This window comes from Klebsiella sp. D-Nf1 (assembly GCF_002810515.1).
Taxonomy (GTDB): Bacteria; Pseudomonadota; Gammaproteobacteria; order Enterobacterales; family Enterobacteriaceae; genus Klebsiella; species Klebsiella variicola.
The window spans coordinates 207,998-229,937 of the sequence record NZ_PIOK01000003.1 but is presented as its reverse complement, the minus strand read 5'-3'; the positions used below and the strand labels follow the sequence as shown (position 1 = coordinate 229,937).

22 protein-coding genes and 1 pseudogene are annotated in these 21,940 nt (G+C 56.2%); 10 read left to right on the top strand and 13 right to left on the bottom strand.

Annotated features, from left to right (window positions below; genetic code table 11):
- Positions 1–482 precede the first annotated feature (482 nt).
- The 3 genes from tomB to maa all read left to right on the top strand — a co-directional run bounded on the left by tomB (position 483) and on the right by maa (position 1,827).
- Positions 483–857 carry an Hha toxicity modulator TomB gene (tomB, locus tag CWM54_RS14830; protein WP_061155524.1) on the top strand — a complete coding sequence of 125 codons (375 nt, stop codon included), beginning with the start codon at positions 483–485 and terminating at the stop codon, positions 855–857.
- Positions 858–883: 26 nt separating this feature from the next.
- Positions 884–1,102 (top strand): HHA domain-containing protein, encoded by a 219-nt coding sequence (locus CWM54_RS14825; protein ID WP_002892050.1) that lies wholly within the window; start codon positions 884–886, stop codon positions 1,100–1,102.
- A gap of 158 nt (positions 1,103–1,260) precedes the next feature.
- The gene (maa, locus tag CWM54_RS14820; protein WP_061155525.1) at positions 1,261–1,827 is read left to right on the top strand and encodes a maltose O-acetyltransferase; all 567 of its coding nucleotides are present in this window, start codon (positions 1,261–1,263) and stop codon (positions 1,825–1,827) included.
- Here maa and CWM54_RS28665 read toward each other — a convergent pair.
- Positions 1,799–1,930: pseudogene (locus tag CWM54_RS28665) on the bottom strand (hypothetical protein). The gene maa and the pseudogene CWM54_RS28665 sit on opposite strands and share 29 nt — an antisense overlap.
- 33 nt (positions 1,931–1,963) lie before the next feature.
- Between CWM54_RS28665 and CWM54_RS14815 the strand changes: the two are divergent.
- Complete coding sequence (locus tag CWM54_RS14815) at positions 1,964–2,434, top strand: YlaC family protein (RefSeq protein WP_061155526.1); 471 nt, start codon at positions 1,964–1,966, stop codon at positions 2,432–2,434.
- Here CWM54_RS14815 and CWM54_RS14810 read toward each other — a convergent pair.
- Positions 2,403–3,860 (bottom strand): PLP-dependent aminotransferase family protein, encoded by a 1,458-nt coding sequence (locus tag CWM54_RS14810; protein WP_100697590.1) that lies wholly within the window; start codon positions 3,858–3,860, stop codon positions 2,403–2,405. The two genes, CWM54_RS14815 and CWM54_RS14810, sit on opposite strands and share 32 nt — an antisense overlap.
- Before the next feature lie 100 nt (positions 3,861–3,960).
- Between CWM54_RS14810 and CWM54_RS14805 the strand changes: the two genes are divergently transcribed.
- Positions 3,961–4,659, top strand: coding sequence for a GNAT family N-acetyltransferase (locus CWM54_RS14805; protein WP_100681315.1), 699 nt, complete (start codon positions 3,961–3,963; stop codon positions 4,657–4,659).
- Here the strand turns inward: CWM54_RS14805 and ykgO are convergent.
- The 3 genes from ykgO to CWM54_RS14790 form a co-directional block, all read right to left on the bottom strand.
- Positions 4,656–4,796, bottom strand: a complete 141-nt coding sequence (gene ykgO, locus CWM54_RS14800; protein ID WP_002892018.1) for a type B 50S ribosomal protein L36 — start codon at positions 4,794–4,796, stop codon at positions 4,656–4,658. The genes CWM54_RS14805 and ykgO overlap by 4 nt on opposite strands.
- Entirely contained in the window at positions 4,796–5,059 is a 264-nt protein-coding gene (locus CWM54_RS14795; RefSeq protein ID WP_100681316.1) for a type B 50S ribosomal protein L31, read from the bottom strand. Before CWM54_RS14795 ends, ykgO begins: the two co-directional genes overlap by 1 nt.
- 115 nt (positions 5,060–5,174) lie before the next feature.
- Positions 5,175–6,245 carry a LacI family DNA-binding transcriptional regulator gene (locus tag CWM54_RS14790; protein ID WP_008805430.1) on the bottom strand — a complete coding sequence of 357 codons (1,071 nt, stop codon included), beginning with the start codon at positions 6,243–6,245 and terminating at the stop codon, positions 5,175–5,177.
- A gap of 270 nt (positions 6,246–6,515) precedes the next feature.
- On the opposite strand from CWM54_RS14790, the gene CWM54_RS14785 reads away from it, so the two are divergent.
- On the top strand, positions 6,516–7,787 hold the full coding sequence (locus CWM54_RS14785; protein ID WP_061155530.1) for a maltoporin: 1,272 nt from the start codon (positions 6,516–6,518) through the stop codon (positions 7,785–7,787).
- Between the two features lie 137 nt (positions 7,788–7,924).
- On the opposite strand, the gene CWM54_RS14780 is transcribed toward CWM54_RS14785, so the two are convergent.
- From CWM54_RS14780 to CWM54_RS14755, 6 genes are all read right to left on the bottom strand, one after another.
- On the bottom strand, positions 7,925–8,239 hold the full coding sequence (locus tag CWM54_RS14780) for a glucose PTS transporter subunit EIIB (RefSeq protein WP_012542670.1): 315 nt from the start codon (positions 8,237–8,239) through the stop codon (positions 7,925–7,927).
- A gap of 64 nt (positions 8,240–8,303) precedes the next feature.
- A complete protein-coding gene (locus tag CWM54_RS14775; RefSeq protein WP_100697588.1) occupies positions 8,304–10,361 on the bottom strand; it encodes a beta-galactosidase in 2,058 nt (685 codons plus the stop codon).
- A gap of 30 nt (positions 10,362–10,391) precedes the next feature.
- On the bottom strand, positions 10,392–11,594 hold the full coding sequence (locus CWM54_RS14770; protein WP_100681320.1) for an arabinogalactan endo-beta-1,4-galactanase: 1,203 nt from the start codon (positions 11,592–11,594) through the stop codon (positions 10,392–10,394).
- 4 nt (positions 11,595–11,598) lie between these two features.
- Positions 11,599–12,450 carry a sugar ABC transporter permease gene (locus tag CWM54_RS14765; RefSeq protein ID WP_004204761.1) on the bottom strand — a complete coding sequence of 284 codons (852 nt, stop codon included), beginning with the start codon at positions 12,448–12,450 and terminating at the stop codon, positions 11,599–11,601.
- A gap of 10 nt (positions 12,451–12,460) precedes the next feature.
- Positions 12,461–13,768, bottom strand: coding sequence for a carbohydrate ABC transporter permease (locus tag CWM54_RS14760; RefSeq protein ID WP_008805425.1), 1,308 nt, complete (start codon positions 13,766–13,768; stop codon positions 12,461–12,463).
- A gap of 62 nt (positions 13,769–13,830) precedes the next feature.
- Positions 13,831–15,063, bottom strand: a complete 1,233-nt coding sequence (locus tag CWM54_RS14755) for a maltodextrin ABC transporter substrate-binding protein (RefSeq protein WP_100697586.1) — start codon at positions 15,061–15,063, stop codon at positions 13,831–13,833.
- Between the two features lie 356 nt (positions 15,064–15,419).
- On the opposite strand from CWM54_RS14755, the gene CWM54_RS14750 reads away from it, so the two are divergent.
- Positions 15,420–16,529 carry an ABC transporter ATP-binding protein gene (locus tag CWM54_RS14750; RefSeq protein ID WP_016160387.1) on the top strand — a complete coding sequence of 370 codons (1,110 nt, stop codon included), beginning with the start codon at positions 15,420–15,422 and terminating at the stop codon, positions 16,527–16,529.
- Positions 16,530–16,763: 234 nt separating this feature from the next.
- The gene (locus CWM54_RS14745) at positions 16,764–18,323 is read left to right on the top strand and encodes an EAL domain-containing protein (RefSeq protein WP_061155534.1); all 1,560 of its coding nucleotides are present in this window, start codon (positions 16,764–16,766) and stop codon (positions 18,321–18,323) included.
- 62 nt (positions 18,324–18,385) lie between these two features.
- Here CWM54_RS14745 and CWM54_RS14740 read toward each other — a convergent pair whose 3' ends face one another.
- Entirely contained in the window at positions 18,386–18,658 is a 273-nt protein-coding gene (locus CWM54_RS14740) for a metal/formaldehyde-sensitive transcriptional repressor (RefSeq protein WP_061155535.1), read from the bottom strand.
- A gap of 165 nt (positions 18,659–18,823) precedes the next feature.
- Between CWM54_RS14740 and CWM54_RS14735 the strand changes: the two genes are divergently transcribed.
- Entirely contained in the window at positions 18,824–19,651 is an 828-nt protein-coding gene (locus tag CWM54_RS14735; protein WP_100697584.1) for a nickel/cobalt efflux protein RcnA, read from the top strand.
- A gap of 44 nt (positions 19,652–19,695) precedes the next feature.
- On the opposite strand, the gene CWM54_RS14730 is transcribed toward CWM54_RS14735, so the two are convergent.
- Positions 19,696–20,310: a YczE/YyaS/YitT family protein gene (locus CWM54_RS14730; RefSeq protein WP_008805419.1), complete on the bottom strand. Its 615-nt coding sequence runs from the start codon at positions 20,308–20,310 to the stop codon at positions 19,696–19,698.
- 88 nt (positions 20,311–20,398) lie between these two features.
- Between CWM54_RS14730 and CWM54_RS14725 the strand changes: the two genes are divergently transcribed.
- Positions 20,399–21,826 carry a PLP-dependent aminotransferase family protein gene (locus CWM54_RS14725; protein ID WP_061155538.1) on the top strand — a complete coding sequence of 476 codons (1,428 nt, stop codon included), beginning with the start codon at positions 20,399–20,401 and terminating at the stop codon, positions 21,824–21,826.
- Positions 21,827–21,940 lie beyond the last annotated feature (114 nt).

Below are 21,940 nucleotides of genomic sequence, written 5' to 3'. Positions count from 1 at the left end.
TCGTTACACCTGAACAAAGGGCCGCATTCGCGGCCCTTTTTTTGTCCCTCGCCGCAGGGCACATATTGCCATTGTTTATTTTTCGTGCTGCATTTAATATATATTGATATGGCCCTGGCTATTTTTTCACATTGCCTTGCGCTCATGATCTTTACACACTCATTGACCAGGAATAATCCTAATACCAGTGCCCTCGGCCGGCGGTTTCTGAACGCGACTGCTGCCTGCCTTAAGCCAATGATTGATAAGACTTCTCTATTTCTCAGGCTGTGCGCCAGGGCCAAAGAAATTAATTTGTCTATTTTTAAGATAATTTCTCTCTGATAATTGTAATTTTTCGTAATAGCACGATGAAATCTGTTGGAGAGTGGATTATAGTTAAATCAGCAGGATTACTCAGTTAGTGTCAGGTCGGTTAGTCGTGTTCATCCCACAACGGTGTTTGTTAGTCGTCGTTTAAACCACTCAAAAGGGGATGCGTTATGGACGAATACTCGCCAAAAAGACATGATATTGCACAGCTACGCTTTCTCTGCGAAACGCTGTATCATGACTGCCTTGCAAACCTGGAAGAGAGCAACCATGGCTGGGTCAACGACCCGACTTCGGCTGTCAATCTTCAGTTAAATGAATTGATCGAGCACATTGCCACGTTCGCGCTTAATTATAAAATTAAGTACACTGAGGATAATAAGCTGGTCGCCCAGGTTGACGAATATCTGGACGATACTTTTACTTTGTTCAGTAACTACGGCATTAACTCATCGGATTTGCAAAAGTGGAAAAAATCCGGTAATCGGCTATTTCGTTGCTTTGTCAACGCCAGTCGGGAAAACCCGGCCAGTCTCTCGTGTTAGAATTATTACAATCAAAAGGTGGAATTATGTCTGATAAGCCATTAACTAAAACAGACTATTTGATGCGCTTACGTCGTTGCCAGACAATTGACACGCTGGAGCGCGTCATTGAAAAAAATAAATATGAACTGTCTGATAATGAGCTGGCGGTATTTTACTCAGCCGCTGACCATCGTCTGGCTGAACTGACCATGAATAAGCTGTACGATAAGATCCCCACATCAGTCTGGAAGTTTATCCGCTAATCGACGCGCACAACGTGGTCTGCTGACCGGACGATACGCGTCAGCCGCCGCAGGGTATCTTTGTGATAGTCATCACATCATTCAGCTAACAGCAACCCTGTAACCGGTTTCTTTTTTATACTGCTACGGCCATCTAAAGTCAGGTATAAGGAAGACCCATGAGTGAAGAAAAACGTAAAATGATCGCCGGTGAGCTCTATTTATCTGGCGACCCAACGCTTCGCGCCGATCGCCTGCGCGCCAGACAGTTGTTGCATCGTTATAATCATTCCTCCCCGGATGCGCAGGAAGAGCGTCAGCATATTCTGGCCGAGCTGTTCGGTCGCGCCGGCGATGCGTATATCGAGCCAAGCTTTCGCTGCGACTACGGCTACAATATCTTTCTCGGCAACGCTTTTTACGCCAATTTTGACTGCGTGATGCTGGACGTCTGCCCTATTCATATTGGCGATAATTGCATGCTGGCGCCGGGTGTCCATATTTATACCGCCACCCATCCGCTGGATGCTGAGGCGCGTAACAGCGGCCAGGAATATGGCAAACCGGTGACCATTGGCCACAATGTGTGGATTGGCGGCCGGGCGGTGATCAATCCCGGGGTGACCATTGGCGATAATGCGGTCATTGCATCTGGAGCGGTAGTGACCAAAGATGTCCCGGCCTGGGCTGTCGTCGGCGGCAACCCGGCGCAGATCATCAAGCGCCTTCCGGTACCAAATCCGTAACTGTTATGCTTTTCTGTAACTGATCTGTTACTTTCGCCTCGGAATATTGCAACATAAAATAGCCTTCAGGCTGAGCCTGCTACGCCTGGTCCGCCGGGCGCACGCGGTTGGCTCATTGCAGAATTCGGGGACCAAGATGACAGAAATACAACGCCTGCTAACTCACACTATTGACGAACTCAACGTTCAGGAAAAACGCGATAATCGCCCGCGTTTTAGCATCAGTTTTATTCGCAACCATCCGGGGCTGTTTGTTGCCATGTATGCCGCGTTTCTGGCGACGCTGGTGGTCATGTTGCGCTCTGAAACGCTGGTAGACTCGGTCTGGTTACTGGTGGTGCTGTTCATCCTGTTCAACGCTTTTTTCTTCTTTGACGTCTATCCACGCTATCGTTATGAAGATATCGATGTCCTCGACTTTCGGGTGTGCTACAACGGGGAATGGTACAACACCCGCTTTGTTCCCCGGCAGCTGATCGAGCGTATTCTTCAGTCGCCGGATGTCGATGGCGAGCAGAAGGCGCAGCTCAAAAAGATGGTCGCCACCAAAGGCGAGCTCTCCTTCTACGACGTCTTTACACTGACCCGCGCCGGTGCTGCACAATAAGACGATTTAGCGTCCGCAGCGCCAACGGATAGCGGGAAGCAGAAGTATTACCATATCCCAGCACCAGCCCGCTCCGCGCTCGCTGCGGGTCGAGATAGAAATGACTTAACGCGGCAGGCGCCAGTTGAAACTGACGCGCCTGCTGTGCAATCGCCTGGTCATCAATCCCTTCCATTGCCACCGTCAGATGGAGCCCCCCTTCCCCGCCAAGGACGTCGCATGGCACGGTTATCTCTTGCGCCAGTGCCTCACGCAGCTGTTGTTGACGCTTGCGGTACAGGCGACGCATGGCCGCCAGATGGCGAGCATAGTGCCCCTTCTCAATAAACCTGGCCAGCGCCCGCTGTTCAGTGCGGTGTCCCCCACGCAGCAACGTGCCAATCGCACCCTGCGCGGCATCCGCCAGCGCAGGCGGCATCACCATGAAGCCAATACGCAGCGCCGGAAAGAGCGTTTTGCTGAAGGTACCGAGATACACCACCGGGGCATCAGGCACCATTCCCAGCATCGCCGGGATCGGCTCTCCGCTATGGCGAAACTCGCTGTCGTAGTCATCCTCCACAATCCACGCCCCGTGCAGGCGGGCATACTCCACCAGCGCCAGACGTCGCGCAGCGCTCATGACGCTCCCGAGGGGATACTGATGAGAGGGAGAGGTGAAGATAAGCCGGGGCGGCTCCGCGACGCCGTTGGCGATACCCATCCCTTCATCATCGACCGCCATCCCGCTGACCCGCAGCCCTGCCCGCTGGAAGCTGCTCCTGGCCCCCAGGTAACCCGGCTCTTCCACCCACACGCTGTCGCCAGGATCCGTCAGTAGCGAAGCGCATAAGTTCACCCCTTCCAGCGCCCCCTCGGTAATGACAATCTGCCGAATATCGCAACGGATCCCCCGGGACAGCGCCAGATGGCGAGCGATAGCCTCACGCAGCAGAGAGTCGCCTGCCGCCTCACCATAGCCCAGCAGCGCGCTGCCCTCGTCACGTAAGACGTTATCCATCAGCCGCCGCCACAGCGGCAACGGAAAATAGTTCACCGCCGGCATGCCAGGGGTAAACAGCAGCGCCGGAGAGTCGCGACGCATCGCGGCTGGCAGCCCTTGCAGCCGCTCAGGCAGCACAACGGGCGGCACCTTCACAGCCTCTTCGCGGCAGGCGGCGAGCGGTACCACCTGCGTCCCCTGACGGCTCCGCGTCAGGTACCCCTCCAGCGCCAGCTGCTCCAGTGCAGCATTGACCGTATTCCGCGACAGCTGCAGCCGTCCGGCAATCACTCGCGATCCGGGCAAACGGCAGCTGGCCGCCAGGGTTCCCTGCAGGATGGCATGGCGCAATGTGTGGTAAAGGGCCCGCTGCAGGGTCTCGTCCATTCGGTCACGCATCCCCTGCGTCACCAGCGTAAAAAACCCATCGTCCGGTATGTTCATTTCACCTCCTCGTGGCCCTATAAAAACATACTCCTGTGGCACTTTTTATGGAACCAGTGAACGAGTACGCTGCCTGAAATACCCCGCTAAGGAAACCGCAATGTGTGAATACAATCAGTTTGGACAAGCGCTCGGCGCCGCGTTGCCTGACTGGCAACCGCGTCCATGGCCAGCACGGCAGGTATTACAGGGCAGCCGCTGCCAGCTCGAACCGCTGACTCTTGCTCATGCCAGCGATCTGTTTGCTGCTCACCAGCTGGCGCCAGACGCCCGGAGCTGGACGTGGCTGCTGCGTGAACCTGAGAGCAACCTTGCAGAATTCAGTGCCTGGGTGGAGCAGGTCGCCACGCTGGCAGACCCGATCCATTTTGCCGTCGTTGACCAGCGGCAAGGGAAAGCGGTTGGCTCGCTGGCGTTAATGCGCATCGACGCCACCCACGGTGTGGTAGAGGTGGGACATGTGCATTTTTCACCGTTGCTGAGCCGAACGGCTATGGCCACCGAAGCGCACTGGCTGTTGATGCAGTATGTGTTTGATACGCTCGGCTATCGTCGCTATGAATGGAAATGTAATAGTCTCAATACGCCGTCGGGCCGGGCGGCAAGACGGCTGGGTTTTCAGTACGAAGGACGTTTTCGCCAGGCGCTGGTGAGCAAAGGACATAACCGGGATACGGACTGGTTTTCGGTGATAGACGGCGAATGGCCGCCGCTGGATAACGCCATGCGGCAATGGCTGGCCGCCGACAATTTTACCGCCGACGGTCAGCAGCGCCGCACCCTGGAGAGTTTCCGTTAACGACGTTTTTTGCGCCCCTGCACCGCTTTAAAGCGGGGGTTGCTCTTACAGATAACGTACAGCCGCCCTTTGCGCTTGACCAGCTGACAATCCGGGTGGCGCTGTTTGGCGCTGCGTAATGAGTTAACGACCTGCATCATGCCTTCCTTTTCGCATCAATAAAGCTGCCGAAGCGCTGACGGAACCGGGCCGCGCTGCCCTCGCTGGCGAAGGTTTTTTGTTTGCCGGTGTAGTACGGATGCGATTTCGAGGAGACCTCGATCGTCACATATGGAAAAGTTTCGCCGTCGAGTTCAATTACGCGATCGGTGCGGATGGTGGAACCGACTTTAAAATACTCATTAACGCTGGTGTCGTGAAACACCACCGTGCGATAGGGGGGATGGATATGGGCTTTCATGATGACCTCGTCATTATGTTATAACATAACATTTAAATTACGCCGTTCCACGACAAAGATCAACCATGTTCAAATAAAGGGTAATGGCCTAAGGCGAGTTTCCCCGCCTTTGGCTTCAGGGGGCCAGACGGTGGGCGATAGCGCGCAGCTGTTCCGCGATGGCCTGCAGATCTTTGCCTTGCTCGGTTCTGGCGCCGCTGGAATGGCGTATCACCAGACGCGCCGGCAGGATGGATGAAGTATGTGGCGCACCGCTGGTGCTGGCGAGGATCCGCCGCACCGCCTCTTTCCCCTGCAGATCGAGGTCCAGCGACACCGTACTCAGCGCTGGATAGAAAAAGGAGCTTTCGTAGGTATCGTCATAGCCAATAACGGACTTCTCCCCCGGCACCGCCACCTGGTGCTGATGGAAGGCGCTGAGCACCCCCAGCGCCATCTGGTCATTCCCCACCAGCACGGCGCTGAAATTGGGCGTTTCGCGCAGCATCTGCAGCGCACCGGCATAGCCGCTTTGCGCATCCCAGTTGCCGTGCAGGACGGTCACCGGCTTCAGGCCATAGCCCTCCAGGGTCTCCAGCCAGCTTTTCAGCCGGAGTTTGGCCGATACAGAGCTGTCCGGCCCCGCCAGCAGCGCGATCTCCCGATGCCCCATCTCATAAAGATATTTGACGCTGGCCCGGGTGCCATCTGCCGGATTAAACGAAACGTTAAACACGGAACTATAAGGATCGACATCGAGAAAAAGGCAGACGATATCATCGTTGTCAGCGGCGATTTTCTGCGCCTGCTCGGTCTCCAGCGGCACGTTGATAATGACTTTATCCACCCGCTGAGACTTCAGCTCATTGATGGAATCCTGAATACTTTGGTTGACGCTCTCATCGATCATCGAAATCAGGACCTGGTAACCTTCCAGATTGGCATAGCGTTTTACCGCCGCCGCCACCTGGGAAGGCGCATGCCAGGCCAGCGAAATCGTCACCAGCCCGACCGTCTGGCTCTCCTTCCCCACCAGCTGCTGCGCCAGCCGGTTTGGCACATAGCGTAAGGCCTCTATCGATTTCTCCACCTTGCGGCGCGTCGCTTCGGATACATTGGCAGATTTATTGAGTACCCTGGACACGGTCTGGTAAGAGACGCCTGCATGGCGTGCGACGTCTTCCAGAGTAGCGCTTTTAGACTTCATGGTCCGGTTCCTTATGTTGTTATCCCATGATTGTAACAGGGGCCATTTGAAAAAACGCTCACCGCCACCTTCCATCGCAAAATCATACCCAAAAAAGTATTACGTTCACAATACAGTTAATTGTGAATCACCTCACCCATCACAACAAAAACCAGCATAATTATTTGCACTTAATCACACAATAATCATATCTCATTTGCGTGAAGTTACATTTAGGCATTTTATGACATCAGTTATGTGAACGTAATACAAAACAATAAGAGGATAGAGATGAATACGACACTGCGCGCCCTTTCCGCCGCGTTAGCCGCTGCGCTAATCGCCCCTTCCGCGCTTGCGGCGACCGCCGCGATCCCGACTATCGATTTCCATGGCTATATGCGCGCCGGGGTTGGGGTCTCCGGCGACGGTAGCGAAGCGGAATGGCAAAAGAACAAGCTGGGCCGTTTGGGTAACGAATCGGATACCTATGGTGAGTTAGAGCTGGGCTCCGAGGTCTACAAGAAAGATGACGTCAGCTTCTATCTCGACAGCATGGTCAGCATGGTGTCCGACGGCTCTAACGATAATGAAACCACGCTGAATGATGATGCGCAGTTCGGCTTACGTCAGTTGAACCTGCAGATCAAAGGGCTGATCCCGGGCGATCCGAATGCGGTGATCTGGGGCGGAAAACGTTACTATCAGCGTCACGATCTGCACATCATCGATACTAAATACTGGAATATTTCCGGCTCAGGAGCCGGGGTGGAAAACTACACCCTTGGCCCGGGCGCCGTCTCGCTGGCCTGGATCCGCGGCGATGCCAACGACGTCGACTATCGCGTCGATGGCGACAGCAACGTCAATATTAACTATATCGATTTACGCTACGCAGGCTGGAAGCCGTGGTCAGGTTCGTGGACCGAATTCGGCATCGACTACGCCATGCCGAACACCACCAAAAAACAGGACAGCTACGGCGGGCTGTACGATGCCGATAATGGCGTGATGCTGACCGGTGAAATCAGTCAGGATATGCTGGGCGGCTATAACAAAACCGTGCTTCAGTATGCCAACAAAGGGCTGGCGCAGAACATGGTCTCCCAGGGCGGCGGCTGGTACGATATGTGGAACTACGTGAACGATGCCACCGGCTATCGCGTGATTAACACCGGCCTGATCCCGATTACCGAAAAGTTCTCCATCAACCACGTCCTGACCTGGGGCTCGGCGGATGACATTACCGACTACACCGACAAAACGCGGATGCTGTCGCTGGTTGCCCGTGGGCAGTATCAGTTCACCGACTACGTCCGCCTGATTGGCGAAGTCGGCGGTTTCTATCAGAAAGACAGCTATAACAATGGCACCAGCTACAAACAGGCCGGTGAGAAATATACCATTGCGCTGGGCCTCGCGGACGGGCCGGACTTTATGTCACGCCCGGAATTACGCATTTTTGCTTCATACCTGAATGATTCCGAAGATGGTAAACCGTTTGAAGACCAGACGGCGAATAATACCTGGAATTTCGGCGTGCAGGTTGAGGCCTGGTGGTAATATCGCGCTGGTAAAACAAGTACATTATTTTTATCTCCAACTGTAAGGTCGTTAATTACCCCTCCGGTAATCATTATTGCCACTGCTGTCTTTGTCTTATTTTCGGGATAACCTGTTTTCAGGTTATCCCTTTTTATTTATTTCCGGGTGGCAAAATGCTCATCCAGCAATTGACGCAGCGCATCGGACTGCTTACCGAAAATAGCATGAACCTGCTGACCGAGAATAATGACGCCCAGCGCGCCCTGCTGCTGTAATGCGTCAGTATCCACGGCCGCAAGATGACGAACCGTCACCCGCAGACGAGTAATACAGGCATCCACTTGCGTAATATTCGCTTCGCCACCAAAGGCCTGAATAAGCGCCTCGATTTGCTGTTTTTCCGCCTCGCTTAATGGCTGTGCCGGACGCGCAGGGGAGAAATAGTGCAGGAAAGATTTTAAACTCACCATCATAAACTCCAGGTTTAAGATAAAAAAAAGCCTGCTCAGCAGAGCAGGCGTGGAGAAAAAAGGATTAGGCGTGACGACGAAGAATACGGCAATCCCATGCTGTCAGGGTCAGCGGGTCCGACATCGCCGCGTCGGTCAGGCAATCCCGATACCCAGGCGGTAGAGTCAGGGTATGACTTTGCGCGCTGTAGTTCTGCAGGAAGACAAACGTGCTCTCACCGTCGGTGCGCGCGGTAGCCACTACGCCGGGTGGTAAATCCGCCGCTATCGCCCGCGGCAGAGCCAGCCCCCTGCTCAGGGCGGCAAAGAAGTCGCGCTGGAAGGCTAAATCGTTGCGGGAAGCCACATGCCAGGCTTTACCTTTCCCGAAGCCGTTCACCGTCACCGCCGGCCGTCCGGCATAGAAATCATCCCGGTAGGTGGCCAGCGTCTGAGCGCTCTCGGTATGGATTAGTTCACAGAGATGGCGCACCTGATAGGGGCCCTGCAGACCGCACTGATTCCCGGCAAGCCCCTGCACAAGATTAAACTCGCCGTCATTCAGGCAGTCGATCTCTTCCGCCCAGATCCCCAGCAGATTGCGCAGCGGGCCCGGGAAGCCACCGAGATAGCAGAGATCGGACTCATTGACGATGCCGGTCCAGTAGGTGGTCACCAGGTGGCCGCCGCTGGCGACAAACGCCTCTGCCCGCCCGGCAAAGCCATCGCGCACCATATATAACATCGGAGCAATCACTAACCGGTACGGCGTTAAATCGACATCAGCGTCAATCACATCGACGGCAATGCCCTGCTCCCAGAACGGGCGGTAGTGCTCGTTGACCGTCTTCTCATACTCCATACCCAGATTGCGCGGCCCCTGGGCGTCATCAAGCGCCCAGCGGTTTTGCTGGTCGAAGATAATCGCTACTTTCGCCTCGGTGCGACAGCCCCGGACCTCCGGCAGCTTGCTCAGTATCTCACCGAGCTGGCTGACTTCACGTCCAATACGGGTATCGATGTGCCCGACGTGGTCGACCACCGCGCCGTGAAATTTCTCAACCGAACCGCGACTTTTCCGCCACTGGAAATACTGCACCGAGTCGGCGCCATGCGCCACCGCCTGCAGTGAGGAGAGAATATGCATTCCCGGCTTCTTCAGTTTGCTGGTCGGCTGCCAGTTGGTGGCGCCCGGTGTGGACTCCATCAGCACAAACGGTTTGCCGCCCTTCAGGCTGCGCATCATGTCGTGATACATCGCGGTGTAGCAGGCCAGCGCGGTTTCGTCTTTATCGCGGTGCCACATTGGATAGCTGTCCCACGAGATAAAGTCCAGCGCCTCCGCCAGTTGCCAGTAGTCGTAATCGTAGAAATACTCCATAAAGTTGGTGGTCACCGGCAGGGAGGCGTTCGCCGCCTTCAGCGGGGCAATTTCATGGCGGCAGAAATCGGTCACCTGAGCGGTGTTAAAGCGATGCCAGTCAAGATTGAGACCGTGGATTGACACCTCGCCCTGCGGCGCAGGCGATTCAATCTGCGACCAGTCGGTATAGGTATGACTCCAGAAGGTGCTCCACCAGGCCTGGTTGAGGTTCTCCAGGGTCTGGTAACGCGCCTTCAGCCAGTCGCGAAAACGGTTCTGGCAGAGATCGCAATGGCATTCGCCGCCATATTCGTTGGAAATATGCCAGCCCAGCACCGCCGGGTGTGAGGAATAACGCTCCGCCAGCAGGGTATTGATTTTCAGGGTCTTCTCGCGATAGACCGGTGACGACATACAGTGGTTATGACGGCCACCGTGCAGTGCCGGCACCCGATCGCGTCCCACCCGCAGAACCTGCGGATAGCGCTGAGACATCCACGCCGGACGCGCGCCGCTCGGCGTGGCCAGAAAAACATGAATGCCGGCGGCATACAGTTTATCGAGGATAGTATCCAGCCAGGCGAAATCAAATACCCCTTCGCGTGGCTCCAGTTTCGCCCAGCTAAATATTCCCACCGACATCACATTGCATTTTGCCTGCTGCATCATGGCAATGTCTTTATCAATAATATCGGGGTCATTCTCCCATTGCTCCGGATTATAATCCGCGCCATGCAGCAGCGTACTAACCTTCGGATGTAAAGGTGCAAATTTATTCATAATAAACTTCCTGAAAAAGACGACAAAAAATTAATTAAAAACTTTTACCGACGGCAATACTTTTCCCTGGCAATCAAATAGCGCCTGATTTTCACGTGCATTGCCTTCTTTCCACTCGTCGTGGATATATTTCATCCCCGCCGGGGTAGCCCAGGTATTTCCCGGCACGGCAATCCACGTGGGCTCCCAGTAAAAAATACCCTTGCCGCGCTGATCGGGAACATCTATTACGGCCTGCATCAGATCGTGAATATAGTGATATTGCCCCTGCACGGTGGCGGGATAACCCCCGTCCTTTTCCTCTTTCGCCTGGAAACTATTTTCCGCGTTATCACAGTTGGCCAGGGTATAGGCATAGGCCGCCTCGACGACGATAACGTCTTTGTTATAGCGTTTGCTGATGTCATCCATGTTAGCCTTCAGGGCGCTGATCGGGCCATTCCAGTAGGTGTACATCGACAGACCAATCACGTCATATGGCACATGGCGTTTATCAATCTCATCAAACCACCAGCGGAAGGTATCGTTCTTGGTCCCTTCGGCCAGATGCAGCATGATTTTCACCTGCTCGCCGTGATGCAGATTTTCCTTTAGGCCATCAATAGCCGCGTTCAGCAGCCCGGCTAGACGGTCGAACTCTCCGCCGCCCTGCCCCCAGCTTTTCCCTTCCGGCCACAGGATGCCACCGTTGATTTCGTTGCCGATCTGCACCATATCCGGCAGGACGCCCGCCTGCTTAAAGCGGGCGATGGTATCGCGGGTATAGTCATGAATCGCCGTTTTCAGCTGCGGATAATCCATCTTTTCCCAGGCTTTCGGTTTGAACTGCTTGCCGGGATCGGTCCAGAAATCGCTGTAATGAAAATCGAGCAGCAGTTTCATCCCCTGGGCTTTCGCCCGTTTCGCGAGGGTCAGGGTGGTGGCCAGGTCGTTATTTCCGCCGCCATAGTCCTCGCCGCTCGCCGATTTCGGATCCACCCACAGACGGAGGCGAACATAGTTGACGCCGTTCTCTTTCAGAATCGCGATCGGATCCTTGCGCTGATTATTCTGGTCGTAGAACGTCGCCCCGTGCTTTTCGGCATCCAGCAGCGTGGAGATATCCGCGCCTTTGATAAAGTCCGCCGGCATGCCCTGAAACGCGCGGGTTTCAAGTGCGTCCGCGGCCAGAGAAGGGGTGGAGAAACTGCATGCCAGACAAACCGCAAGCCATGCGGGTGTGAATCTTTTCATGTGCTTATCCTTTAGTACTGCCCGAGGTCAGGCCGGAGACAAAGTATTTTTGTAACGCCAGGTAGAGGATCGCCACCGGTACGGCAATCAACACCGCCCCCGCCGCGTAGGTGGTGTAGCTGGCACCCATTTTTTGTGCCACCAGGTTATACAGACCAATAGGCAGCGTGTATTTATCCGGGGTGCGCAGGATGGTGCTGGAGAGGATGAAATCCCCCAGCGGACCGGTGAAAGAGAACAGCGCCACCACCGCGAGGATAGGCCTCGACAACGGCATGATGATCTCGATAAAGATGCGAAAGCTGCTGGCGCCATCCATGCGGGCGGACTCATCCAGATCTTTGGGGATCGCGTCGAGATACCCCTTCATCAGCCAGGTATTCATCGGGATCATCCCCCCGACGTAGATCAGCACCAGCGCCAGATGGCTGTTAATCAGGCCAAGCAGTTGCGACAGCACAAAGATCGCAATCAGCGCGGAAAACTGCGGGATCATCTGCAGCAGCAGGAACAGCATCAGCCCGTTCTGCCGCCCTTTAAAGCGGAAGCGGGAGAAGGCGTAAGCGGTAAAGCTGACGCTAATCAGGGTCAGCACCATGGTCAGGAAGCTGATTTTCATCGAGTTCCAGTACCAGGTGAGGTAATTCACATTGCCATTGAACAGATCGGCATAGTGCTGGAACGACAGGTTTTCCGGAATGATCGAGGTACTGAGCAGGCTATTGCCGGCGTTCAGCGATGCCCCGACCGTCCAGACCAGCGGATAGATAATCACCACCGAGACCAGAATAACCACCAGCCAGGTAAGAGAGAGTCGGATCCACTTTTCGCGTTTAATACTGGGTGATTGAGCCATGTTGCTTCCCTTACGCCATATCGTCATTTTTGAAGGATTTGGTGGCGCGGAACTGCCACAGCGCCAGGCCGACGACGAAGATCGACAGCAGGATCGTGATGGTCGCCGCGATGGCGTACTGCGACGAGGACATCGTCAGCTTATAGATCCACGACACCAGAATATCCGTCCCACCAGCGTTGGAGCCCGCCACCGCAGGACCGCCGTTGTTAAACAGATAAATGATGTTGAAGTTATTAAAGTTGAAGGTGTACTGGGTGATAATGATCGGCGCGATCGCGTACAGCACCAGCGGCAGGGTGATGGTGCGCAGACGAGTAAAGGCGCTGGCGCCGTCCATCGTCGCCGCTTCATACAGATCGTCCGGGATCGCCTGCAGCACGCCGGTGGTCATGGCAAAGACAAACGGGAAGCCAAGCCAGGTCTGCATCATGATCAGCGCCGTTTTGGTCCAGAATGGGTCGGTCAACCATGCCTTCGGGCTGATGCCGAAGAACGACAGGATCGCGTTGTTGATGACCCCGAATGAATCGTTAAACATCCCGGCAAAGACGAGGATGGTGACAAACCCCGGCACCGCCCACGGCAAAATAAAGATGGTGCGGATCAGCGGCTTAAAGCGCAGATCTTTTTGGTTCACCAGAATCGCCAGCAGCACGCCCACCGTACACTGCAGGGTGGTCGCCAGCAGCGTCCACACCACGGTCCACTGCAGCACATCCAGGAAGGTGGAGCGCCAAATGGAGAGGGTGAAAATATTGACGAAGTTTTTCAGGCCCACCCAGTCCACCAGCTTCGCCGGCGGCGTGTGGTACAGGTTGTAGTTGGTGAAGGCGATGGCGAAACCGAACAGAATCGGAAAGATCACTACAAACACCAGCAGAATAAAGCCCGGGGTGATCATCAGATACGGAAATCCGTCGCTCAGCAGCATCTGGTACTGCTTACGCACGCTGTTCAGGGCGATCCCCTCATCGCGTTTTTTGCCATTCAGCCACGCATCCCGCAGCGAGAGAAAATAGATCAGCACGCCGAAGGCGACAATCAGCACGCTGATAATCCCCTCCGCTAGCAGGAAGATAGAGTTATCCCGGGGCACCTCTTCGCCCAGGGTATATAACCCCCACAGCCCCTCGCGCAGGAAATCATAAAAAATGCCCAGAAAGCTGCTCAGCAGCACCAGGAAGACCAGCCCTTTCAGCCACTGGCGATGATAAAACTGACCGAAACCCGGCACGATTGCCAGCAGCAGGCCGCACCACGCATGACGCCCGGGCCCGCGCGCGTCGCTAAAATTTTCGCTGGAATGGATGCTCACACTCAACTCCTTCTACAAACGGGAGGTCCCCCTCCCGCTCGGTGACTTCACGTAACGGTGAATTACTGATTGCTGGCCTGCATTGCTTCGATCTGCATCGTGATCTGTTTCACCGCATTATCAAGTGCGGCCTGCGGCGCCTGCTTACCGGTGAGGCTCAGTTCAAGCGCGGCGTTGGCCGGCCCCCACACTTCCCCCATCTCCGGAATGCCCGGCATCGCCACCGCCCGCGCCGACTGGATGGCAACGGCGCTGGCCTTTTGGTCGTTTTTAATCACCGGATCGTCAATCATCGCCTTCAGCGGCGGAATTTCGCCGGTGGCGACATAGCGGGCTTTCACATACTGCGGCTGGTTGATGAACTCGATAAACTGTTGCGCCAGCGCTTTGTCTTTACTCCAGGTCGATACCACATAGCCTTTGACGCCCAGGAAGGAGCTCATCGGCTTGCCGTCCGGCAGGGTCGGCAGAGGCGCCACGCCATAGTTAATGCCAGCGGCTTCATACGGCTGGAAGGCCCAGGGGCCGTTGATCACCGCCGCCGCTTTTTTCTCGGTAAACAGCGAGTCGATGGCATTCAGCCCGTTATCGCCGAGGATCCCCGCCGGAAAGACCTTCTCGGCATAGAATTTTTTCAGGAAGGTGACGGCTTCCACGGCGCCGGGGGTATTGAGACCCACCTGCTGCGGGTTAAAGCCGCCGCTGTCGTTTTTAGCAAAGATATAACCGCCCATCGGGCCAATCGCCCCCCAGCTGTAATAGATCTGGTCAAACTTGGCGAGCAGGCCGTATTTGTTCTGCTCGCGCTGGGTTTTCGAGTAATCCAGCCAGGCCTGCAGGCTGTCCAGCGGCTTGTCGATCAGGTCTTTGTTGTAGATAAGCACCAGGGTTTCCACCGCCTTCGGGATCCCGTACAACGCGTTGTCCATGCGGAAGGCATTGATGGAGGCTGGCGTAAAGGCATCCTGTTTCGCCTGATCGACGCTGAGCGGCGAGAGAAGTCCCTGAACCACGGCGCCGCCGAGCTGGTCATTCGGGATCACCAGCACGTCCGGCCCAATGCCCGCCGGGCCGTCGAGGCGCAGTTTTTCCAGCTGCTGGGCATAAGGCATCTCCTGGAGATTAACCTTCACGTTGTACTGCTTTTCAAAATCGCTAACCGCGGTTTTGATGCCGGTGGATTTTTTAATGTCTTCCCAGACGTTGAGCTGCCCGGCGGCGTGCGCCTGCAGGCTGGTAAGTTGCCCCGCCGCCAGGGTGGTAAGGATCAGTGCAGCAAGCGTGTTCTTTTTCATTATCAACCTCATGTGAAGGTATAACAATTTAATGGTTTTTATTGGACTTATCTCTGCCAGTCAGAAAAACAAATCACTTCAAACTGCCGAGTTATATGAGAAAAAGGTTCCAGCTCTCTTTTGTTATACGCTACCCGTAGATTGCTGACAAAACTACCATAAGCTGCCAGTTGTGTGATCATCCTTGCAGAAATGAAACGCCGCTGTATGGCGCTAAAACCGCGGAAGTTATAGTCAGGACATGGTTTTACTGCTGTTGAACATCGCCACGCTGAATTGTTACACGTAATACAATTCATACTAAACACAGCGGCATACCAACGGCAAACAACAGCTACTCACTTCGGGGAATGTGGATGTCCAATATACGACTGAGGAATGTCACCAAAAGGTTCGGCAGCACGGTGACGCTGCACCAGGTCAATCTCGATATTGAAGATGGCGAGTTTGCCGTCTTCGTCGGTCCTTCCGGCTGTGGAAAATCGACGCTGCTGCGCATGATTGCCGGTCTGGAAGAGGTCAGCGAGGGTGAAGTGCTGATCGGCGATGAGGTGATGAATGATGTGGTGCCCGCCCGCCGCGGCGTGGCGATGGTCTTCCAGTCCTATGCGCTCTACCCGCACATGACGGTGGCAGAGAACATGGGCTACGGGCTGAAGGTTAACAAAGTGCCGAAAACGGAGATCCGCCGCCAGGTGGAAATGGTAGCCAAAACGCTGCAGCTCTCGCACCTGCTGGATCGTAAACCGAAGCAGCTCTCCGGCGGCCAGCGGCAGCGCGTGGCTATTGGCCGCGCGATCGTACGGAATCCCCGGGTGTTTATGTTCGATGAGCCGCTCTCTAACCTCGATGCGGAGCTGCGCGTCGATATGCGCCTGCATATTGCCCGTCTGCACCAGGAGCTGAAGACCACCATGGTGTATGTCACGCACGATCAGGTAGAGGCGATGACGCTGGCCGATAAAATCGTGGTCATGAACTACGGGAAGGTCGAACAAATGGGTTCGCCGATGGCGCTGTATTACAATCCGGTCAACAAATTCGTCGCCGGCTTTATCGGCTCGCCGAAGATGAACTTTTTGCCGGCCATCGTCAGCGACTGGCAGCCGGAACGCTTAACGGTCACCCTCGCGCAGGACCATCAGTTGGCCCTCAATATCGCTACCCAGCCGCTGAAGCCCGGCGCCGCGGTGACGCTGGGGATCCGGCCAGAGCATCTCACGCCCGACGTCACTACCGGTACCGTGGTGGAGTTTCAATGTGAAGTGGTGGAGCGTCTGGGTAACAATACCTATCTGTTCGGCCAGTGCTACGGCCACGATAACGTCAAGGTCCTGCTGCCAGGCGACGTCCATTTCCGCCCGTGGCAGAAAATAAATCTGGCCTTCGATGAGCGCTTCTGCATGGTATTTGATGAGAACGACCTGCGTATCAGCGCCGATATCCCGGCTCCAGATGCGCACTAGCTAACATATTGCTGTCATCTGCGCAGCGTATGCTGCGACTGAATGCCGGAACACACCCTGCCCGGCATTCACACCCTCATTTTTTATTCTGCTGCATCGGAATCATCCTTCTCTCCCGGCATCGCAGCCTCTCGCGATGCCGGTTTTTTCGCGACCTCGGGTCACTTCTCTCGCTGCGCCCGGTTTATCTTTCGCATATACTGATGACACCCGGCGAACGATAAGGACACAGGCATGAGGACCCGGCATCTGGTGGCGCTGTTTACAGGGGTGCTGATACTGGCCATCATCCTGCCCATCTCACTCAGCATCTGGCAGGCAGCGCGACAGGCCAAAATGCAGTTTTATCGTGAACTGGATGATTATTCCAATCGTATCGTCGTCCGCACGCTGCAGGTCGCCGATCAGGCGCGGGAAGCGCTGCGCGAGGCCGACTCACACACTGCCGCCTCCTGTAGCCCTGAGCATCTGCTCACGCTCCGTCGCATCGCCTATACCCATCGCTACGTGCAGGAAGTGCTCTGGCTGCGTGATTCCGTGCCGCAATGTTCCTCGCTGGAAGATCATAGCGTCGCGGTCACTTTTCCCCCGCCGGATCACATTGCCGCCGACGGCTATCGCACCTGGCTGACCTCGATTAACGATCTCGGCCTCGATCACCAGATGACGGCCATGGGCAGTCAACAGCATATGGTAATGATCGATCCCATCTCTTTTATCGATGTGGTTCCTGCCAGCGAGGAGAAGATCCATACCATGCTGTTTGGTTTGGACCACCTGAAAATGGTGATCAGCAGCCAACCGCTGCCGGACACGGTCTGGCAACGCATTAAAGATCCGCATGTTAATATGCTGACGCTGGATAACACGGTCTATCGGATCCAGCGCATTCCCGAGCTAGGCTCCGGCATCGTGACCTGGTCGTCCACACTGCCGCTGCAGCAGCGCATTCGACAACAGCTGATCTTTTGGCTCCCTGTCGGCATCTTCACCAGCCTGCTTGCCACCTGGTTGCTGCTGCGCCTGCTCAGGCATCTGCGCTCACCGCGTAACAGCATGCTGGACGCACTCAACTCCGAAGCGATTCAGGTTTACTATCAGCCGATAATCTCGTTGCAGGATGGGAAAATCGCCGGGGCCGAGGCGCTGGCGCGCTGGCAGCAACCCGACGGCACCTTTTTATCACCGGATATTTTTATTCCCCTGGCCGAGCAGACCGGGCTGATTACGCAGTTGACGGAAGATATCGTCAGGAAAATTTTTACCGACCTGGGCCCCTGGCTGCGGCAGCGGCCGGAAGTGCATATCTCCATCAATCTCTCAGTAGATGATTTACGTTCCTCCACCCTGCCCACGCTGTTGCGGGATCAGCTTCAGCATTGGGGAATCGCCGCCGAACAGATCATCCTTGAAATTACCGAGCGCGGGTTTGTCGACCCGGAGACCACCATGCCGGTGATCGCTCACTACCGCCAGGCCGGGCACCGCATCTCGATTGACGATTTTGGTACCGGTTACTCCAGCCTCAGCTATCTGCAGAAGCTGGACGTCGACACGCTGAAAATCGATAAATCCTTTGTCGATACCCTCGAATACCGGCCACTGACGCCGCACATTATTGAAATGGCCAAAGCGCTCAATCTGGCCACCGTCGCCGAAGGGGTGGAAACTGAAAGCCAGCGCGACTGGCTGCGACAGCATGGCGTCCAGTACGCCCAGGGGTGGCTGTACAGCAAGGCGCTGCCGAAAGAGAAGTTCATTCTGTGGGCGGAAAATAACCTCCATGCCCATTAAGCGACAGGAGCGTTGAGCGGAACACCAGCGGGAGCGGCCTCTTGGCCGCCCGCTGCCAGGTGCTACTTCAGATAGGATTTAATGACCTGCATCACCGTTTCCAGATCCGCTTCACGCTGCGTCTCGTCTGGCTCTTTCACCACATGGTCGGTCAGATGCCCCTGAATAACCTGCAGCATCATGCCGTTGACCGCGCCGCGGATCGCCGCCAGCTGCTGTAGCACCTCAGCGCACTCATGCTCGCGATTAAGCATTTTCTCTAACGCGGAACTCTGCCCCTGAATTTTCTTCAGCCGGGTCAGTAACATCTTCTTGTGTCGAACTGTATGTGACATTGCACGATCCACCGTTTCATTCTGTCCGTCATTGCCCGGCCCTCGTCGCCGGCAACGCCTGCCAGCATAGCATGATCCTTTTTGCCCGCCGCTTTTTCTACTGGGGGGTAGTATTTCACTACTGGGGGGGAGTAGGATGAACGCACTTTTGGCAAGGATCCCGATATGAACGATTTCACTTCCCTTCTGCAGCAGGGCAATGCCTGGCTGTTTATACCCAGCGCAATACTGCTCGGCGCGCTGCATGGCCTTGAACCCGGGCACTCAAAAACAATGATGGCCGCCTTTATCGTGGCGGTGCGGGGAACCTTAAAGCAGGCGGTACTGCTGGGGCTGGCGGCGACGGTTTCGCATACGGCGGTGGTCTGGCTGATCGCCATGGCCGGCCTGTGGTTTGGCCGCGGCTGGAACGCGCAGACGTCAGAGCCCTGGTTTCAACTGTTCTCGGGGATAGCGATTGTACTGATTGCCTGCTGGATGCTCTGGCGCACCTGGCGAGAATCGCAGCCCCACACGCATCATGATCACCACCATGAACATGAGCATCACCACGAACATGAGCACCACCATGACCATCACCATACGCCCTCATCCGCTGCGCCGCTGGTGGTGGCGGAGTGGCAGGACGCGCACCAGCGAGCTCATGCGCTGGAGATCAACCGGCGCTTTGATGGTCGCCAGGTGACAACCGGGCAGATCGTGCTGTTTGGCCTGACCGGCGGGCTGATCCCCTGCCCGGCGTCCATTACCGTGCTGCTTATTTGTTTACAGCTGAAGAAATTCTCCCTTGGCGCCACGCTGGTGCTGGGTTTTAGCGTTGGTCTGGCGCTGACGCTGGTGGCTTCCGGAGCCATCGCCGCGTTGAGTCTTAAACAGGCCACCCGCCGCTGGCCCTGGCTTAACGATGTCTCGCGCAAGGCGCCCTGGTTCTCAGGTTTACTGATTATCGTGGTGGGGATCTACATGATGCTTCACGGCCTGAGCGGCCTGTAAGCGGCGGCTCGCCCTCTTCACGACGCAGAGGGCGAGTCGTTAATTCAGGAAACTATCTCCTGCGGAGTGCTGACCGCTTTGCGGCTGACGGGCTGGCGAAACCACGGCAGGCACAGCTGGATCAGCGGCCCAATCGACAGCGCGTAAATCACGGTGCCGACGCCAAACTTACCGCCCAGCAGCCAGCCAATCACCAGCACGGTGAGCTCAATAGCCGTACGGATACCGCGTAATGACCAGCCGGTACGAGCGTGCAGACCAGTCATCAGGCCATCGCGCGGCCCGGGGCCAAAGCCCGCGCCGATATACATCCCGGTGGCGATAGCATTCAGCACAATCGCCCCCACCAGCAGCACACTGCGGGCCACCAGCGACTCCAGCGGCGGCAGGACGGCCAGCGTGGCATCCGCCGCCAGCCCCAGCACGATGACGTTGCTCACCGTGCCGAGCCCCGGCATTTGCCGGATCGGGATCCACAGCAGCAGCACCGCCGCGCCGGTCAGGATAATCACCGTACCGAAACTGATACCCAGCTGTTTAGCCACCCCGAGATGGAAAACATCCCACGGATCGGCGCCAAGATTGGCATGCACGAAGAGCGCCGTGGATACCCCATAAAGCACCAGACCAATATATAACTGCAGCAGGCGACGAAGCATATTTTTTCCTCTACATCATTGCGAATGCCCTCATCATCAGCAAAAATGGACTGATAATTAATGGCCAGTTTTGGAAAAGTGGATCGCTATGTCAACCCGACGCTTTGGAACGCAATCGCTGGTACGCCTGCTCGGCAACTGGCAGGAGTCCACTTCACGCACGCCGCTATGGCGTCAGCTGGCGGAAGCGCTCCGCCTGCTGATCCTCGATGGTCGACTGACGCTGCAAACGCGCCTGCCCGGCGAGCGCGAGCTGGCGACGGCACTGAACGTCAGCCGGACGACCATCGCCAGCGCGCTCGGTCAGCTGCGGGAGGAAGGTTTTCTCTACAGCCGTCAGGGAAGCGGTTCGCGCATTGTCTTGCCAGAGCGCCCCGCCGACCTGCCGCCGCCCTCAGGCATCCCCTCCACGCTGAATCTCTCTACCGCCGCCCTCAGCGCCGGACCGGAAGTCCATCAGGCCTTCCAGCATGCCATGACGCTGCTACCCCCCTACCTGACGCAAACTGGCTACGATCAGCATGGATTGCCGGTGCTACGGGAGGCCATTGCCCGGCGCTACAGCGAACGCGGCCTGCCGACGCGACCCGATGAGGTGATGGTGGTCAACGGCGCCCTTAGCGCCTTCGCATTGATCCTGCGCCTGTTTACCGGCCCGGGTGACCGGGTGGTCATTGACGCCCCCACCTATCCGATGGCGATTAGCGCCATTCAGGGTGCCTCCTGCCGCCCGGTCGGCGTTGCGCTTCCGCAGCAGGGATGGGACTGTGATGGACTCGCAGCGACTATTGCGCAGACCGCGCCGCGTCTGGCGTGGCTGATGCCGGATTTTCACAATCCCACCGGGCGCTGTATGGATGCTCCCACCCGCCAACGGGTCGCTGACATCGCCGCCAGGACGCGGACGACGCTGGTGATCGACGAGACCATGGTTGATCTCTGGTATAACGCGCCACCGCCCCCGCCGCTGGCCTGCTTTAATCCCGATGCCGCGGTGATCACCATTGGTTCAGCCGGGAAAAGTTTCTGGGGAGGACTACGCATCGGCTGGATCCGCGCCAGTTCGCGAACCATCGCCTCCCTTATTCAGGCACGCGATTCCCTGGATTTAGGTACGCCGTTGCTGGAGCAACTGGCCTGCAGCTGGCTGCTGGCCAATGCCGCCACGCTGCTGCCGCCGCGGCGGGAAATGCTGAAGGCGCGCCGGGACATGTGCGAAACGCTAATGGCGGAATATTTTCCCCGCTGGCGATTTTCACCGCCGGAAGGCGGCCTCTCTTTTTGGGTGGAACTTCCTGACATGCTGGCCACGCTGTTCTCTGCGCGCGCGGAAAGTCAGGGGATCCATATCGGCACCGGTACACGTTTTGGTCTTGAGGGAGCATTTGATCGCTATTTGCGTCTGCCATTTACACTGCCAGACGAAGCATTGCGCCAGGCCTTCTCCACGCTACAACCGCTGTGGCAAAGCCTTGCAGAGCAGAAGGAAAATACGCGTTTGCGGAAAATAATATAAGAAAATATCGACGGGCTGGCTTCAGCCCGTCAAATGACCATCATCCATGAGGTATATGAGATGTTTTTATAAAATTGCCTGCCTATCCTGCCCTCTGGTTATGGCAACCCGGTG

Bases quoted from the DNA above. Each gene is read 5' to 3' on its own strand.
- CWM54_RS14725 (WP_061155538.1), top strand. From the start codon at position 20,399: ATGTCAACCCGACGCTTTGGAACGCAATCGCTGGTACGCCTGCTCGGC.
- CWM54_RS14730 (WP_008805419.1), bottom strand. From the start codon at position 20,310: ATGCTTCGTCGCCTGCTGCAGTTATATATTGGTCTGGTGCTTTATGGG.
- CWM54_RS14745 (WP_061155534.1), top strand. From the start codon at position 16,764: ATGAGGACCCGGCATCTGGTGGCGCTGTTTACAGGGGTGCTGATACTG.
- CWM54_RS14765 (WP_004204761.1), bottom strand. From the start codon at position 12,450: ATGGCTCAATCACCCAGTATTAAACGCGAAAAGTGGATCCGACTCTCT.
- CWM54_RS14825 (WP_002892050.1), top strand. From the start codon at position 884: ATGTCTGATAAGCCATTAACTAAAACAGACTATTTGATGCGCTTACGT.
- ykgO (WP_002892018.1), bottom strand. From the start codon at position 4,796: ATGCAGGTCGTTAACTCATTACGCAGCGCCAAACAGCGCCACCCGGAT.
- CWM54_RS14740 (WP_061155535.1), bottom strand. From the start codon at position 18,658: ATGTCACATACAGTTCGACACAAGAAGATGTTACTGACCCGGCTGAAG.
- tomB (WP_061155524.1), top strand. From the start codon at position 483: ATGGACGAATACTCGCCAAAAAGACATGATATTGCACAGCTACGCTTT.
- CWM54_RS14795 (WP_100681316.1), bottom strand. From the start codon at position 5,059: ATGAAAGCCCATATCCATCCCCCCTATCGCACGGTGGTGTTTCACGAC.
- CWM54_RS14790 (WP_008805430.1), bottom strand. From the start codon at position 6,245: ATGAAGTCTAAAAGCGCTACTCTGGAAGACGTCGCACGCCATGCAGGC.
- CWM54_RS14770 (WP_100681320.1), bottom strand. From the start codon at position 11,594: ATGAAAAGATTCACACCCGCATGGCTTGCGGTTTGTCTGGCATGCAGT.
- maa (WP_061155525.1), top strand. From the start codon at position 1,261: ATGAGTGAAGAAAAACGTAAAATGATCGCCGGTGAGCTCTATTTATCT.
- CWM54_RS14735 (WP_100697584.1), top strand. From the start codon at position 18,824: ATGAACGATTTCACTTCCCTTCTGCAGCAGGGCAATGCCTGGCTGTTT.
- CWM54_RS14785 (WP_061155530.1), top strand. From the start codon at position 6,516: ATGAATACGACACTGCGCGCCCTTTCCGCCGCGTTAGCCGCTGCGCTA.
- CWM54_RS14815 (WP_061155526.1), top strand. From the start codon at position 1,964: ATGACAGAAATACAACGCCTGCTAACTCACACTATTGACGAACTCAAC.
- CWM54_RS14775 (WP_100697588.1), bottom strand. From the start codon at position 10,361: ATGAATAAATTTGCACCTTTACATCCGAAGGTTAGTACGCTGCTGCAT.
- CWM54_RS14805 (WP_100681315.1), top strand. From the start codon at position 3,961: ATGTGTGAATACAATCAGTTTGGACAAGCGCTCGGCGCCGCGTTGCCT.
- CWM54_RS14780 (WP_012542670.1), bottom strand. From the start codon at position 8,239: ATGGTGAGTTTAAAATCTTTCCTGCACTATTTCTCCCCTGCGCGTCCG.
- CWM54_RS14750 (WP_016160387.1), top strand. From the start codon at position 15,420: ATGTCCAATATACGACTGAGGAATGTCACCAAAAGGTTCGGCAGCACG.
- CWM54_RS14810 (WP_100697590.1), bottom strand. From the start codon at position 3,860: ATGAACATACCGGACGATGGGTTTTTTACGCTGGTGACGCAGGGGATG.
- CWM54_RS14755 (WP_100697586.1), bottom strand. From the start codon at position 15,063: ATGAAAAAGAACACGCTTGCTGCACTGATCCTTACCACCCTGGCGGCG.